The sequence below is a fragment of the Tardiphaga sp. OK246 genome (assembly GCF_900188215.1).
GTDB classification, from domain to species: domain Bacteria; phylum Pseudomonadota; class Alphaproteobacteria; order Rhizobiales; family Xanthobacteraceae; genus Tardiphaga; species Tardiphaga robiniae.
The window spans coordinates 149,303-162,455 of the sequence record NZ_FZOX01000006.1; the positions used below are offsets into that span (position 1 = coordinate 149,303).

The 13,153-nt window shown below is 61.6% G+C and carries 20 protein-coding genes and 1 pseudogene; 13 read left to right on the forward strand and 8 right to left on the reverse strand.

Annotated elements, in window-relative coordinates; translation table 11 throughout:
• Window positions 1–20 precede the first annotated feature (20 nt).
• A complete protein-coding gene (locus CHC01_RS24780; protein WP_089267040.1) occupies window positions 21–932 on the reverse strand; it encodes an outer membrane protein in 912 nt (303 codons plus the stop codon).
• Between the two features lie 191 nt (window positions 933–1,123).
• Between CHC01_RS24780 and CHC01_RS32035 the strand changes: the two genes are divergently transcribed.
• On the forward strand, window positions 1,124–1,369 hold the full coding sequence (locus tag CHC01_RS32035) for a protease-associated domain-containing protein (protein WP_502695682.1): 246 nt from the start codon (window positions 1,124–1,126) through the stop codon (window positions 1,367–1,369).
• Here the strand turns inward: CHC01_RS32035 and CHC01_RS24790 are convergent.
• Window positions 1,366–1,509, reverse strand: coding sequence for a hypothetical protein (locus CHC01_RS24790; RefSeq protein ID WP_176454698.1), 144 nt, complete (start codon window positions 1,507–1,509; stop codon window positions 1,366–1,368). The genes CHC01_RS32035 and CHC01_RS24790 overlap by 4 nt on opposite strands.
• Window positions 1,510–1,726: 217 nt before the next feature.
• Here CHC01_RS24790 and CHC01_RS24795 point away from each other — a divergent pair, with 217 nt between their 5' ends.
• A complete protein-coding gene (locus CHC01_RS24795; RefSeq protein WP_089267043.1) occupies window positions 1,727–2,983 on the forward strand; it encodes a phage major capsid protein in 1,257 nt (418 codons plus the stop codon).
• 36 nt (window positions 2,984–3,019) lie between these two features.
• On the opposite strand, the gene CHC01_RS24800 is transcribed toward CHC01_RS24795, so the two are convergent.
• The gene (locus CHC01_RS24800) at window positions 3,020–3,337 is read right to left on the reverse strand and encodes a hypothetical protein (RefSeq protein WP_141137163.1); all 318 of its coding nucleotides are present in this window, start codon (window positions 3,335–3,337) and stop codon (window positions 3,020–3,022) included.
• Between the two features lie 109 nt (window positions 3,338–3,446).
• Between CHC01_RS24800 and CHC01_RS24805 the strand changes: the two are divergent.
• From CHC01_RS24805 to CHC01_RS24820, 4 genes and pseudogenes are all read left to right on the forward strand, one after another.
• Window positions 3,447–3,648: pseudogene (locus tag CHC01_RS24805) on the forward strand (phage major capsid protein); the annotation flags it as partial.
• 88 nt (window positions 3,649–3,736) lie between these two features.
• Window positions 3,737–4,573, forward strand: a complete 837-nt coding sequence (locus CHC01_RS24810; RefSeq protein ID WP_089267045.1) for a hypothetical protein — start codon at window positions 3,737–3,739, stop codon at window positions 4,571–4,573.
• Window positions 4,574–4,593: 20 nt separating this feature from the next.
• Window positions 4,594–4,941: a DUF2019 domain-containing protein gene (locus CHC01_RS24815; RefSeq protein ID WP_320443757.1), complete on the forward strand. Its 348-nt coding sequence runs from the start codon at window positions 4,594–4,596 to the stop codon at window positions 4,939–4,941.
• A gap of 85 nt (window positions 4,942–5,026) precedes the next feature.
• Complete coding sequence (locus CHC01_RS24820) at window positions 5,027–5,338, forward strand: hypothetical protein (protein ID WP_089267047.1); 312 nt, start codon at window positions 5,027–5,029, stop codon at window positions 5,336–5,338.
• Between the two features lie 73 nt (window positions 5,339–5,411).
• On the opposite strand, the gene CHC01_RS24825 is transcribed toward CHC01_RS24820, so the two are convergent.
• The 3 genes from CHC01_RS24825 to CHC01_RS24835 all read right to left on the reverse strand — a co-directional run bounded on the left by CHC01_RS24825 (window position 5,412) and on the right by CHC01_RS24835 (window position 7,038).
• A complete protein-coding gene (locus tag CHC01_RS24825) occupies window positions 5,412–5,621 on the reverse strand; it encodes a hypothetical protein (RefSeq protein WP_089267048.1) in 210 nt (69 codons plus the stop codon).
• A gap of 186 nt (window positions 5,622–5,807) precedes the next feature.
• A complete protein-coding gene (locus CHC01_RS24830) occupies window positions 5,808–6,140 on the reverse strand; it encodes a hypothetical protein (RefSeq protein WP_089267299.1) in 333 nt (110 codons plus the stop codon).
• Between the two features lie 112 nt (window positions 6,141–6,252).
• Window positions 6,253–7,038, reverse strand: coding sequence for a S1 family peptidase (locus tag CHC01_RS24835; protein ID WP_089267300.1), 786 nt, complete (start codon window positions 7,036–7,038; stop codon window positions 6,253–6,255).
• Window positions 7,039–7,132: 94 nt separating this feature from the next.
• Between CHC01_RS24835 and CHC01_RS24840 the strand changes: the two genes are divergently transcribed.
• The 7 genes from CHC01_RS24840 (at window position 7,133) to CHC01_RS24870 (ending at window position 10,372) form a co-directional block, all read left to right on the forward strand.
• Window positions 7,133–7,702, forward strand: coding sequence for a head-tail connector protein (locus CHC01_RS24840; RefSeq protein ID WP_089267049.1), 570 nt, complete (start codon window positions 7,133–7,135; stop codon window positions 7,700–7,702).
• Window positions 7,699–8,019: a head-tail adaptor protein gene (locus CHC01_RS24845; RefSeq protein WP_089267050.1), complete on the forward strand. Its 321-nt coding sequence runs from the start codon at window positions 7,699–7,701 to the stop codon at window positions 8,017–8,019. The genes CHC01_RS24840 and CHC01_RS24845 overlap by 4 nt, the downstream gene beginning before the upstream one ends.
• Before the next feature lie 165 nt (window positions 8,020–8,184).
• Window positions 8,185–8,592, forward strand: a complete 408-nt coding sequence (locus CHC01_RS24850) for a DUF3168 domain-containing protein (protein ID WP_089267051.1) — start codon at window positions 8,185–8,187, stop codon at window positions 8,590–8,592.
• A 78-nt stretch (window positions 8,593–8,670) separates the two neighbouring features.
• Complete coding sequence (locus tag CHC01_RS24855; RefSeq protein ID WP_089267052.1) at window positions 8,671–9,078, forward strand: phage major tail protein, TP901-1 family; 408 nt, start codon at window positions 8,671–8,673, stop codon at window positions 9,076–9,078.
• Window positions 9,079–9,271: 193 nt separating this feature from the next.
• Window positions 9,272–9,598 carry a gene transfer agent family protein gene (locus CHC01_RS24860; RefSeq protein WP_089267053.1) on the forward strand — a complete coding sequence of 109 codons (327 nt, stop codon included), beginning with the start codon at window positions 9,272–9,274 and terminating at the stop codon, window positions 9,596–9,598.
• Window positions 9,595–9,810, forward strand: a complete 216-nt coding sequence (locus tag CHC01_RS24865; protein WP_089267054.1) for a rcc01693 family protein — start codon at window positions 9,595–9,597, stop codon at window positions 9,808–9,810. The genes CHC01_RS24860 and CHC01_RS24865 overlap by 4 nt, the downstream gene beginning before the upstream one ends.
• Complete coding sequence (locus CHC01_RS24870; protein ID WP_089267055.1) at window positions 9,803–10,372, forward strand: phage tail tape measure protein; 570 nt, start codon at window positions 9,803–9,805, stop codon at window positions 10,370–10,372. Before CHC01_RS24865 ends, CHC01_RS24870 begins: the two co-directional genes overlap by 8 nt.
• A 475-nt stretch (window positions 10,373–10,847) precedes the next feature.
• Here CHC01_RS24870 and CHC01_RS24875 read toward each other — a convergent pair whose 3' ends face one another.
• Window positions 10,848–11,384, reverse strand: a complete 537-nt coding sequence (locus CHC01_RS24875; protein ID WP_089267056.1) for a hypothetical protein — start codon at window positions 11,382–11,384, stop codon at window positions 10,848–10,850.
• Window positions 11,366–13,030, reverse strand: a complete 1,665-nt coding sequence (locus tag CHC01_RS24880; protein WP_089267057.1) for a hypothetical protein — start codon at window positions 13,028–13,030, stop codon at window positions 11,366–11,368. Before CHC01_RS24880 ends, CHC01_RS24875 begins: the two co-directional genes overlap by 19 nt.
• Window positions 13,031–13,153 lie beyond the last annotated feature (123 nt).

Sequence of the window (13,153 nt, forward strand, 5' to 3'; positions counted from 1 at the left end):
CGCCGCGCCGCGATGCGCGCTCAGAACAGTTTGTTGATCGTCGCCGTGATCGCCTGGGTCTGGGTCCGCGCGGCGGCGGTGCCGACCATGGTGCCCTGGTTGGTGGTGCCGCCGGTGCCGTTCGGATTGGTGAACGGGCTCGCATAGTTCGCGGTGTTGTTTTCGGTCATGGCGAACATGTAGTTCACATCCACGAACCAGGTCGGATCGAGGAAGTAGGTGGCGCCGACCATGGCGGCGCCGCCGAGCACCCAGCTCTTGCTGGTCAGGTTGATCGGCGCGCCGGAGACGTCGGTGCGGTTGCCGTTGAGGTCGGCGAAGCCGATCAGGCCGTTGAGGTCGGTGCGGACCCGGGTCAGCGTCGGGCCGGCGCCGAGATAGACGAAGCCGCGGTCGAACGCATGGCCGATGAAGGGCACGAACGTCATCTGGTGATCGATATGGATCTGGTAGGACTGCACCAGCGCGTTGCCGGTGAACGGCACCACCGTGCTCGTGCCGGTCGGCGTGAACGATCCCACCTGCGGCAGCAGCGCCGCGCGGATGTTGGAACTGGTGCCGAGATAGCTGTAGCCGAACTTGGCGCCCCACAGCCAGTCGCTGCCGGAGAAACGGGAGAAGTAGCCGCCCTGCGCCGAGAAGGCGATCTGCGCACGGTCGTCCGGATACAGCGTCGCCGGGCCGGCGGCCGATCCCGAGGAGGTCAGCACGCCGTTGGTGAAGACGTTCGACGTCCCCACCGCATAGACATTCTGGGTGCCGAAATCGAGCGTATTGGCGCTGCCGCCGATGCCGACGAAGAAGCCGGAGTGCGGCACCCACGAGGTCTCGGCCGGCGGCAGCCGCGGCGCCTTGACGGTTACATCGGCCGCTTGCGCGGCTCCGGCCGCGACCAGGCCGGCGAGCATTCCAGTCATGGTGATGTTGCGCATGTCGTTCCCCCGGCGGGGCGAATCCCCGCTTGCAGCAGCCTAGGCAGAGCGGGGGAGGCGGGTCTGTGCCATTCCGCACAGTTCCGCCGCGTCCGAGACAAGTGACCTCGATCATCGCCAATCAACGCCGCGCGCGGTGCGTTCGCGTGCCCGATTTCCTCCAACGTTCACGAACCCCCACGGAGACCACCATGACCTACGACATCACCGACGCTGCGCCCGAGCACAAGGCGGCCTTTGCGCTGCCGCGCGAGGACTACGACGAACTGCGCAACACGTTCGAGGAATTCAAGTCCGCCAATGACGAGCGCATCGCGCGGATCGAGCGCGGCGACGTGCTGCTGGAGGAGAAGGTCGATCGCATCAACCAGGCGCTCGGCGCCGTGAGCGCCGGTGTCGCGTTTCGCCGGAAATCTGAAAACCGTGTGAGGACCTAGTGCAGCTCGTCGCGCGAAATCGGCAGGTGTAATTGCGCCGCGCGCTCCGCACGCTCTTTCTTGCGGAATTCGCTTTCGCGCCGCTCGAAGGCGAGCATCTGTTCCTGCGCCTGCTGCAGGAACTGCTCGTATTTCGTCATCGGTGGTTGAGCGTGTTGCATCGCGTCGGCTCCGTGCCCTGTCATCATGCCGGGCGATAACACCAGACCCCGCCCGCGGGTTCACTGTTCCAGATCAAATTCGACGTCGCTCGCCGCAAGTTTCGCAGCCCCAACGGCGCGCGTCAACGCGCCGGCGCGGCTCTCTCGCGCGACCTTTGTTCCATCACCCCATTACCCCCCCAATGGAGATCTGCCCATGAATTTCGACATCACCGATGCTGCCCCCGAACACAAAGCCGGCTTCTCGACTGGCTCGCGCGACGACTATGACGAGTTGCGACAGACCTTCGAGGAATTCAAGGCCGCCAATGACGAGCGACTGGCTGTTATCGAGCACAAGCGCGGTGATGTGCTGCTGGAGGAGAAGGTCGATCGCATCAATCGGGCGCTGGATGCACAGCACCGGCGGCTCGACGATCTCGCGCTGCGCCAGGCGCGGCCCTCGATCGATGGCCGGCGGCAGCCGCGCGATGGCGTGGCGCGCGAGCACAAGAGTGCCTTCGATGCCTATGTGCGTGCCGGCGATGTCGATGGCCTGCGCCAGATCGAGACCAAGGCTATGTCGGTCGGCAGCAATGCCGACGGTGGTTATCTGGTGCCGGTGGAGCTCGAACACGCCATCAACCAGCGCGTGATGGCGATCTCGCCGATCCGCAGCATCGCGTCGGTGCGCGAGATCTCCGGCAATGTCTACAAGAAGCCGTTCATGACCGCGGGGCCGGCGACGGGTTGGGTCGGCGAAACTGACGCGCGGACGCAGACGACGTCGGCGACATTCGACGCGCTGTCATTTCCGGCGATGGAGCTTTATGCCATGCCGGCAGCGACGGCGACGCTGCTCGACGACAGCGCGGTGGATCTCGACCAGTGGATCGCCTCCGAAGTCGAACTGGTCTTCGCCATGCAGGAAGGCGCGGCGTTCGTTGCTGGTGACGGCGTCAACAAGCCGAAAGGCTTTCTCAGCTACTCGACAGTCGCCAACGCTTCCTGGAGCTGGGGCAATCTAGGTTATCTCGCCTCTGGCGCGGCGGGGGCGTTCGCGGCCTCCAACCCGTCCGACATTCTGGTCGATCTGATCTACAGCCTGAAGGCCGGATATCGCCAGAACGGCAGCTTCGTGATGAATCGCAAGACCCAGGCGACCATCCGCAAGTTCAAGGACTCCACCGGAGCCTATCTCTGGCAGCCACCGGCGCAGGCCGGAGGGCGCGCCACGCTAATGACGTTCCCGCTTGTGGAAGCGGAGGACATGCCGGACATCGCGGCAAATGCGCTCGCATTGGCGTTTGGCGATTTCCAGCGCGGCTATCTCATCGTCGACCGCGTTGGCGTCCGCGTGCTGCGCGACCCCTACAGCGCCAAGCCCTATGTGCTGTTCTACACCACCAAGCGGGTGGGCGGCGGGGTGCAGGACTTCGATGCGATCAAGGTGCTGAAGTTTGCGGTGAGCTGAGGGCGGGCGATGTGCCGTCGCCCGCCATTGCCTGATTCAGCAATAGCGGTAGTTACAGCCAAATTGCTGGCGGCCAACAAGCAGCTCCGGCGGCACACCATAGTGGCTGTAGTAATAGGAAACCTGCGGCGGGCCGAAATAGCGGTGAACCTGAATTGGAGCTCCGCCCGGGGACGAATAAGTGGTGACCTTGTCGAATGGCGGGGATTCGATGGCAAGGTAACGCCCGCGGCCAGCGAGCGGTGCCGGCTCCGCCACCTGACCACGGCCATAGCCCGGAGTGCCCGAGAGATCGGCGGCTGCCGCCGGCAGCGTCACAGCAAGGATGCAGGCGAAGGCGAGCGGGCGTAGCACGACGGGCATTCCTTCTGATCAGCGACCTACTGCGCGACAGCGATGGTGACGCATGGTTGCCCGAAAGAGCTTGTGTGAGGCTGATCTGACGTGCGCGGCGTGTATCGCAGATATGCCGGATGTCGCGGCGGGGGCGCTGTCGATCGCCTGCGGCGATTTCAAGCGCGGCTATCTAAGCGTAGATCGCCGAGGGGGGGTGCTGCGCGATCCCACCAGCGCCAAGCCCTATGTGCTGCTCTACACGACCAAACGGGTTGGGGGCGGCGTGCAGGATCGAGGCGATCAAGCTGCTGAAGATGGCGGCGAGCTGAGGGGCGCGTTCAGTTCGATCTTGATTAATCGGAGCCGGCCCTTGGGCCGGCTTTTTGTTTGGCCTCACCAACGGTCGGAACAACTCGCATGGACCTGCGCGAGAACGTTTATCTGCGGCATCAGCTGCAGCGCTTCATGCGGCCTGATGCGGCGCGCTACTTGAATCCGCACGCTGCGCGGTTTCTCAAACCGGGAAGTGAGAAGGCCGATGTCTATCCGGCGCTGGCGCGAAAGTATGAAGGTCAGCCGCGAATTCCGGAGGGGGAGGGCGGGGGGCAGTTCACGTTCGGGCGGGATCCTGACCGCACTGGAACCGGATCCGGGAGGCCGTATGTCATTGTCAATCAGCTCGAAGATCTCGGGGCTGGTGGAGACAATGACAGTGGAGATGCCTGGGAAAATGTGCAACTGGCAGGAGACCTTGGCGGGCCGACCGAAGAACCGCCGCAAATTCCCGACGACAAGCCCCCAAAAAGTTCGCAGCGCAACGCGGTTCTTCGCTCGATCGCGAGTTTTCTCGGCCGAAATAGCGGCCTGATTGCAGATGTTTTCATCGGTCTGATGAATGAAATCGAGTGGCTTGAAAGCTATCAGGACTTGATCCAAGCCGCTCGCGATCCGCCGAAAACTATGCGCGAGCTGCAGAATGCCGTTGGCAAGGGAAGGCGGGGTTACGATGATCACCACATCATTGAGCAGACAGCCGCAGAGCGATGGCGCCTGTCACGAAGCCAGATTGATGATCGATCGAATGTTGTCAGTATTCCGAGATTGAAGCACTATCAGATCACGGGATGGTACATGACCAAGAATGCCGACTTTGGCGGCCTTACGCCTCGCGAATATCTAAGCGACAAAAGCTTAGAGGAACGTCGGCGAGTAGGTCTAGACACACTGGAGCTGTTCAAGGTTTTGCAGCGATGAAGCGGATAGCACTTACTGAGATGTCCACGGCTGATCTGGTGAAATCGTTCGCTGAAATTGTGGTGGCGCAGGACGAGGCCAGTCTCGGCGGTCAAATAGAAAAGTTCAACCGTCTCTTCGACAACATGATGGATGTCTCAAATGAACTGAAGCGCAGAAAGGGCGATCAGCGCATTCTGCTGCTCGATCTTTTCAAGCATCCAAACGTCCAGGTGCGCTTGCAGGCCGCCAAACTCACGCTTGCGGTTGCACCTGGCCAAGCGCGAGCTCAACTTGAGGAGATCGTACAATTGCAATGGTTTCCGCAGTCAGGGGATGCAGGCATGTCGCTCCGAAACTTAGATCTGGGTGTTTTTAAGCCGGTATAATTGCCGTTGCTGGCCTACGTCCGCACGGAACCATTTCCCCGCTGCCGTCGTTACCTCCATTCACGCAAGCTTTGGGAGAACGACAATGAGACTGACCGAACGCGTCGCGTGTGCGGCCGTGATTGCCGTGATGGGATTCTTTGCGGGATCGGCGGCCCAGGCTGCTGACCAGACCTTCACGGGGATCGTCACCATTCTCGATCGCACCACCAGCGAAGTGGTTATCAAGCAGGCGCCGGCTGGCGAGACCGTCGGCGCGAATACACCAGGCGCGGTGGAGAAATTCAGGCTGCGCACGGTTCCGGAATCGCTGCATGCCGGCGAGCGCGTCACGGTGACCTATACCGAGAGCAACGGCGTCAAGACGATTAGCAATGTGACCGAAAAGAAGGACTAGGCGATACGGGCGCATGGGCTGCTGCTGCGCTGCATGGGGTGACATGCGCCCGTAATTCCTGGTGCAGACAGGGTCAATCCTTCAGCACGAACTTCTTGCGGAGTTCCACGGCCACTTCGTCGGCGAGCTGCTGCGCATAGGTGGCGTGTTTCGGCGCGGTGATCACCATCGGCCGCCAGCCGAGCAGGGCATCCCTGCGTACCGATACATAGACGCCGCCGACAACAATGCGCTGGGCGATCATTTCCTCAAGTTCGGCTTCGGTCTTTTCTTCTTTTCCCATAACCGGCTTCCCGTGATGCTCTGAAGCACCCCTCTAGCTAGGGAGGCGTTTCGGAAATGCAGTTCACAAGAATGAGAGACGCCACTATCACAATGTCGCAGGCAATGCTGTCGCAGGAAATGCTGTCGCATGAAAATGCTGTCGCAGTTTGAAGCCTCCGCGGCCGGCGCGCCTGTTCCGCGGCGCTCAGCAATAGCCGTAATAGCCGCAGCCATAGGGCGCGCGGCTGAAGATCGTCTCGGACGGGGTGCCGTAATAGTTGCGGTAATAATAGGAATTCGGCTTGCCGTAATAGCCATGCACGATGGAGGAAATATCCACCTCCGGCGCATATTGCACGATCGGCTCTTCCATCGGCTTTTCGTCCTTGACCACCACCACGCGGCGGCTCTTCACCACCGGCTCGTCGAACAGGCGGCCGATGCGGCCCTGGCCGGCCATGTCAGCGGCCTGCGCGCCCGCGATCAGGGCAGCGGCTGAAATGGCCACGGAAACGGCGGGGATGAGCAGGCGCAGCATGCGGGATGTCTCCATGATTCGCGGATCATAGCGGAGAACCTTTCACGGATCTTAACGACACCTGCCTTGCGCGGCGCTTGCTTGCACAGCGTTGCCTGAATGGCGCCTGCGATCAGAGCGGCGTGCCCCAGGCGCGCGCCATCTGCAGGATCCAGTCGCGATACAGCGTCAGCGGCGTCACGCCGGTGAGGCCGCCGCAGCCGGCACTGCTTTTCGCGCCGGTGGACCACGACACCACGCCGATCACGACATTACGGCCATTCTGCTGTTGCAGCACGGGCCCGCCTGAATCGCCGGTGCAGGCGCCGAGACCGTCGCGCGTGTTGTCGGTGATGGGATCGACCAGTCTTATCTGCAACTTGCCGGGATGGCTGGTGGAGGTGAGCTGCGCCGCGCGCACGGTGCCGCCGCTCTTGCCATCGCCGCGCGCGGCGACGCCGATGCCGGCCACGAGATAATTCTGTCCGGCGGCGAAGGGCTCGGTGGGCACGCCAAGCGGCAGCGCGGTCTTGCCGGGCAGCGGATCTGCGAGCTGCAGCAGCGCCACATCGGCGCTGGCGCGATGCGCCTTGATGCCTTCCGCATTGAACTGGGGATGATCGGCGACGCGCTTCACCGCGAGCAATTGCGGCTGCCGCTGGGCATCATAGAGCACGATCTTGTAACTGGCGCCGGGCGTCACGCAATGCGCCGCCGACAGCACCAAAGTCGGCGCGATCAGCGCGCCGGAACAGAAATTGCCGCGCGAGCCGACAATGGTGATCACTGCGCGGCCGATCTCGTCATCGCGCACGCTCGCGCCGCCGACGAGGGCGGAAGCGGGAATTGAGATGAGCGATGCAAGCGCAATGCTGGCAATGGCGAGAGAACGAATGACGGCGCGTGAGCGCCGCGGCATGCGGGAACCTGTCTGAATCATGGCGGGGATGTCAGCCCCGCGGACCCACGATGTCAATTCCCTGATTGGTCACACGAGCCACCCGGAGATCCCCATGTCCGCCCTTCTGCTGGTGCCGCCGGCCAGCGAACCGCTGTCGCTTGCCGAGGCCAGACAATTTCTGCGTGTCGAGCACGCCGACGATGACACTGTTATCACCGCGCTGATCGCCGCCGCCCGCGCGCATGTGGAAGCGCTGACACGCCGCGCGCTGCTGACGCAGACCTGGCGCATCGTGCTGGATGCATGGCCGGCGAATGGGCGCATCGCACCGCGCATCGGTCCGCTCAAGACGCTGCTCGCCGCGCGGGTGTTCGATGCGACGGGCGCAGCGCATACGCTGGATGTCGAGAGTTTCGTCGTCGATAGCGCTGCCAATGTCATCGCCGCGCCGTGCTGGGCATTGCCCGCACCGGGGCGCGCTGTCGCCGGCATCGAGCTCGATGTGATCTGCGGCTTCGGCGCGCTTGCGAGCGACGTGCCGGCGGATCTCATTCATGCGCTGAAGATGCTGCTGGCGCACTGGTATGACAATCGCGGTCTCGCGGCGATCGGCACCGGCGCGGCAATGCAGCCTGCAGGTTTGCACGCGCTGATCGCGCCGTATCGGGGGCGGTCGCTATGATCGATCCCGGACGGTTGAAAACACGCCTGGTGATCGAGGCGCCCGATGAGGCCGATGACGGGCAGGGCGGCGTTACGCGCAGCTACAGCGCGGTCGCCACCGTCTGGGCCGCGGTGCTGCCGGCGCGCATGACGCACGAAGTCGAGGCCGATGCCGACGGCGCGCTGGTGCATCTGCGCATCATCCTGCGCAGCGGTTTCGCGCTGACCCTGCGGCATCGCTTCATCGACGGCGCGAAAATCTATCGCATCACCGCACTGCGCGAGATCGACGAGCGCCGGTTCGTCGAGATCGACGCCGAATGGCGCATCGACTGACCCTTACCCTCCCCTGAAGGGGGAGGGTCGTCACGTGCATAGCACGTGGCGGGGTGGGGTGAATGTTCATCGACGATGCTTGTGGCTTCACCCCACCCCGATGCTAGCTGACGCTTCGCATCGACCCTCCCCCTCCAGGGGAGGGTAAGCCAGAAGGATCATCCCATGCCCACAGCTCACGTCGCCTTGCGCGCGGCGATCTTTGATGCGCTCAAGGCCGACACGGCGCTGGGTTTCGCGCTCGGCGGCCACCGCGTCTATGACGAGCCGCCTGCGAATGTCGCGTTTCCCTATGTCACGCTCGGCGATGCGCGCATCGTCGATGTCTCCGCCGATGACGGCGCGGTGCAGGAGCATCAGCTCACGCTGCATGCCTGGTCGCGGCAGGGCGGCCACAAGGAGGCGCATGTCATCACCGGCGCGCTGCTGCAGGCGCTGGATGATGCGCCGCTGACGCCTGATGGCCATCGGCTGGTCAATCTGCGCTTTGCCATCGCCGATATCCGGCGCGAGGCCGATGGCCGGACCTATCACGCCGTGGTGCGGTTTCGCGCCATCACCGAACCGCAGTGATCTTTGCTTGACGCGTTTTCTTGACGCGAACCGGCATCCACTTCGCTTGAAAACGCTATTGTATAAAGGGAGCAGGCGATGGGCGCACAGAAGGGCAAGGATCTGCTGATCAAGATCCATAACGGCACGACGTTCGTCACGGTGGCGGGGCTGCGCAGCCGCCGCATCGCCTTCAATGCGGAGATCGTCGATATCACCCATGCGGAATCCGTTGATCGCTGGCGCGAGCTGTTGGCCGGCGCCGGCGTGCGCCGTGCCTCGATCTCCGGCCGCGGGCTGTTCAAGGACGGCGCCTCCGACGCGCTGGTGCGGCAGGCGTTCTTCGACGGCACGATCAATAACTGTCAGGTGCTGGTACCGGATTTCGGCACCATCACCGGCCTGTTCCAGATCGCCAGTCTCGAATTCGCCGGCGAGCACAATGGCGAAGTGAGCTTCGATCTCGCGCTCGAGTCTGCGGGCGCGCTGACCTTTGCCGCGGTGTGACCCTTACCTCCCCTGGAGAGGTCAAGCGGGCGACTTCGCCCGCTCTGGGGTCGTCACGTGCGTAGCACGTGGCGGGGTGGGGTGAATGTTCATCGACGGTGCTTGGGGCTTCACCCCACCCCGTCTCGCATTGCGCTTCGCGCGCTGCTCACCGACCCTTCCCCTTCAGGGGAGGGTAAGAACGGAGATCACCATGCCCAACAGACTGCGCGGCGAGATCGCCGCCGAACTCGGTGGCCGCAGTCGCACGCTGGTGCTGACGCTCGGCGCGCTGGCGGAGCTCGAAAGCGCATTCGGCGTCGACGATCTCGCGGCACTCGCCGAACGTTTCGGCTCCGGGCGGATGTCGGCGCGCGATCTCATCCGCATCATCGGCGCCGGATTGCGCGGGGCAGGTGAGGCCATCAGCGATAACGAGGTCGCGGCCATGACCGTGCCGGGCGGGGCCGCAGGCTTTGTCGGCATCGCCGCCGAACTGATATCAGCGACCTTCACCGATGCGCCGCAGGCCGCGCGATGACAGCGCCCGCGCCATTTCCATGGGCCGAGGCGATGCAGTTCGGCTTCGGCGTGCTGCGGCTGTCGCCCGATGCGTTCTGGCGGATGACGCCGCGTGAACTGGCGCATGCCATCGCGGCGGTGCGCGGCCCTGTATCCACGCCGATGGATCGCGGCGCGCTCAATGACCTGATGAAACAGTTTCCGGATTCCGGGGAGCTTCTCCATGAGTGACACCAGTGACCTCTCCGCGGCGTCCGGCACGCTCGACGGTATGACGGTGAAGACCGCCGGCCTGACATCCGCCGCGACGACGTTCTCGAAAGTGATGACCCAGGCCTTTTCGAGTTCGGTCGCGTCGGGCCAGAAGTTCGACGACGTGCTGAAATCGCTGGCGCTGAAAATGTCGGACCTGGCGGCGAAATCGGCGCTGCAGGCCGGCGCGGGCGCGATGTCATCGAGTATTTCCTCGCTGGTCTCGAGCCTGTTCGGCGGCGCGGACAAGGCTGGTGTCAGCAGTCCGGTGAAGGCGTTCGCGTCGGGCGGCGTGATCGGCACGCCCAGCTATTTCCCGATGCCCGGCGGCGGCACCGGTCTGGCCGGCGAGTCCGGGCCGGAAGCGATCATGCCATTGCAACGCGCCGCGGATGGCAGCCTCGGCGTCGCCACGCAGGGCGGTGGCAACACCATCCATGTGCAGATTGCGACGCCGGATCTCGACGGCTTCCGTCGTTCGGAGAACTACGTGACCGGCCAGATCGCGCGGGCAGTGGCGCGCGGACAGCGCAGTCTGTGATGGATAGCGTGCGATCTGCTTACCCTCCCCTGGAGGGGAGGGTCGTCACGTGCGTAGCGTGACGGGGTGGGGTGACTGTTCATCGACGGTACTTGTGGCTTTACCCCACCCCGTCTCTCATCGCGCTTCGCGCGCTGATCGTCGACCCTCCCCCTCCAGGGGAGGGTGAAGGAAGAGTCTCATGACAGCCTTTCACGACATCCTGTTTTCATTATTCTAAAGCGTTCGCACCTAGTGTGGACCATCTAAAAAGGGGAGCGCTGGTTAAAACGCGCTTGTCCGATAGTGCGGACCGCGGAGGTACAAACTGTCCCATCATGATTGGTTTGAAGCGAAAGATCGCTCGGCCGCAACTGCCGCCCCGGCAACGCACCTGAAAGCAACCTGAAATTGTTATGTTGAGCAGCGCTTCTTGGCAGAGTGGCGCGCGGGAAAGACCATCCGGTGATCGACGTTCGGAGCAGGCGGAGCGGGATCAGTCCCGATTAACATTCAGAGAAATGATAGTTCCGTTCGACTGCGCTTCAATTAAGGAAGCGTTCGCAGCTCTCAATTCTTTGATTTCCTGATGACAAGTTTGCAGCTCGGCGAGCGTCTCGCTCAATACAAGCTCGGCTTCCGCATAGGCTTGTCTAACGTTGGCGAGCTCGTCTTTAGCCTCGCGGACTCTCACCGTGATCATCTTTCGGACCACTGATGCGCCGTTAACGATGGCGCTGTTTACCCGAATGACCCAGACCGCCACTTCTTGCCGCAAATTGAGTAGCTGCTCTGAACCATTCCTCCGAAGGTAAGCATTAGATTTGCCTGCTCGGCGCACTACCTCAGCGACGGAGACCCTACCGTTCGCATAAGGGTATATTCCGCCATTTCTTTCAATGTCGGCCTCAATATCTCGCATTGCCTGAAGAAACAGTTTTCGGCTGACGTTGAATCTCGCCGCCCCAACTTCAGTCCCCACGCGAACGATACGGTCGCGGTTCTCCTGAACGGTCAGAACTTTGCGGGGCATCTCTGTTCTTCGTCCCATAATGTGCGAATGTCGTTATAAGTTGCCGTCAATCGCTTCCGGACATCATCCCAGCGCCGAAGTTCAGAAACCATCTGGCCGTTGATGTTTTCAACCAGCATCTCAAGACCTTCAGAAACAGCGGAAAGCCGTTCCAACCGTAAAAACAGGAGCGTTTCCTCGCATTGCTTCTTCGATATTGCCAGCTCGAGACGCTTGTCACATGAGGTCCGACATGCGCCTGGATCAGGAGCGCCTCTACCTGCCGTGCAGGGACCAAATTCTCCCCTACCTTTTGTGCAAATCACACCGGGTCTCACCAGATTAAAATGTGCTCCACGGAACGTGAGGACTTCTGCAGTTTCTCTGAGCGACGAGGTGTCGAAAAGATCTTTTCCGTGCCGCATGGCTTTTGGAAGGTTTACGCGGAGCTTTTCCGACGCTCCTCCGCTTGTTTCTCCCATCAAAGTCTCAGTGATGGCGTTCTCTGCCATCACATACGTCTCTTCTCTTGCGATCCTTATCGCTTCTTCTGCTATCCTCGGCGCGGACAGTATGTATTGCAGTGTCATCCCAAAATCACGATGACCGAACAAATCCAATAGTACCTGCGGTGCACTAACCACCGCGAGCGCGATCAAGCGGGCAACTGTGTGACGCCATCGATGTAAATGGGCGTTACGATCATCTAAGTGCTTACCGAGGCCCAGCAGGTTGACAGCACGAGCGAATTGCTTCGTGCCGTGATGGACATCTTGGACGCGATCTTCGAATACTGGTACCCAGAGTGCTTTGCTTCGCTTGGGCCGAAACAGCGCCGCGATTTGGTGCTGAATGTGCAAAGCGCGGACAGCAATCGCGTGCAGCGGCCAATCTCGCAGCTTGCCACCAGTTTCATCGACCATCTTGAAGGTGGTTGAAGCATATCGGCCATCTTGAAGGCCAAGTGGCATGTCCTCCGCCGCTAGAAGTTCGCTACTCCGTGCGCCCGTGCAAAGGGCGACAATGCCCAAATTGAATCCCTGCAATGTGCTTATCATCTCACGAAGGCCACGAGCCGAATCTGGAGGCCATGACATCGCCGTTGAAGGATCCTGGTGATCGGTCGAGTACTGGAGGAAGGTCAGTTGAGTTAGCGGGCGTCCAGAGCAGTCGCGCCAGTCATACTTTTGAATGCATTTCCTACGTGCGACGACGACATCGTGATCTTTCCCAGCCTTTCCTGCTTTGGCGAATTTGCGTCGTATCGCTTGATCCTTCTTCCAACAATCGATGATCTGATCAGCGAGATTGTCTTGAAGCCAGCGCGCGCGCTCAACGAACTCCGTGACAAAGGTGTCTGAGAAATTCCGATTCGATTTATTGAGCGCAGGCTGTTCCATCGAGTGGGCTTGTTCTCCCAGTCGAGATCTCTCGATCGATGGCGATCCGGCGCTCTTGTCGGCGCACCGATAAAAGCGGGGCCAATCTGAAATCACGCCGCGCAACCCGGCATCAATCAGAATGTCTAAAGTTTTTACAAATGCTTTCCTGGTAATTGACCTATAGCCCTTCTGAACAAACATCCTATTGTTCAAGTTGTCAAAGGTGAATGCGTTAAAGATACTCCCGTCGTCAGATGGTGAGTGCTCCATTTGCCAGGCGGCCATTGTTAGAAGTTGGCGGCATTGGTCCGACCAAGTCGAATAAGCTGGCGCGTAGATTCCGCCGCGATAACGGCGGGGAAGTAGGAGGGCGAGCATTGCTCGCCGTATACTTTCGTCACGTACGGC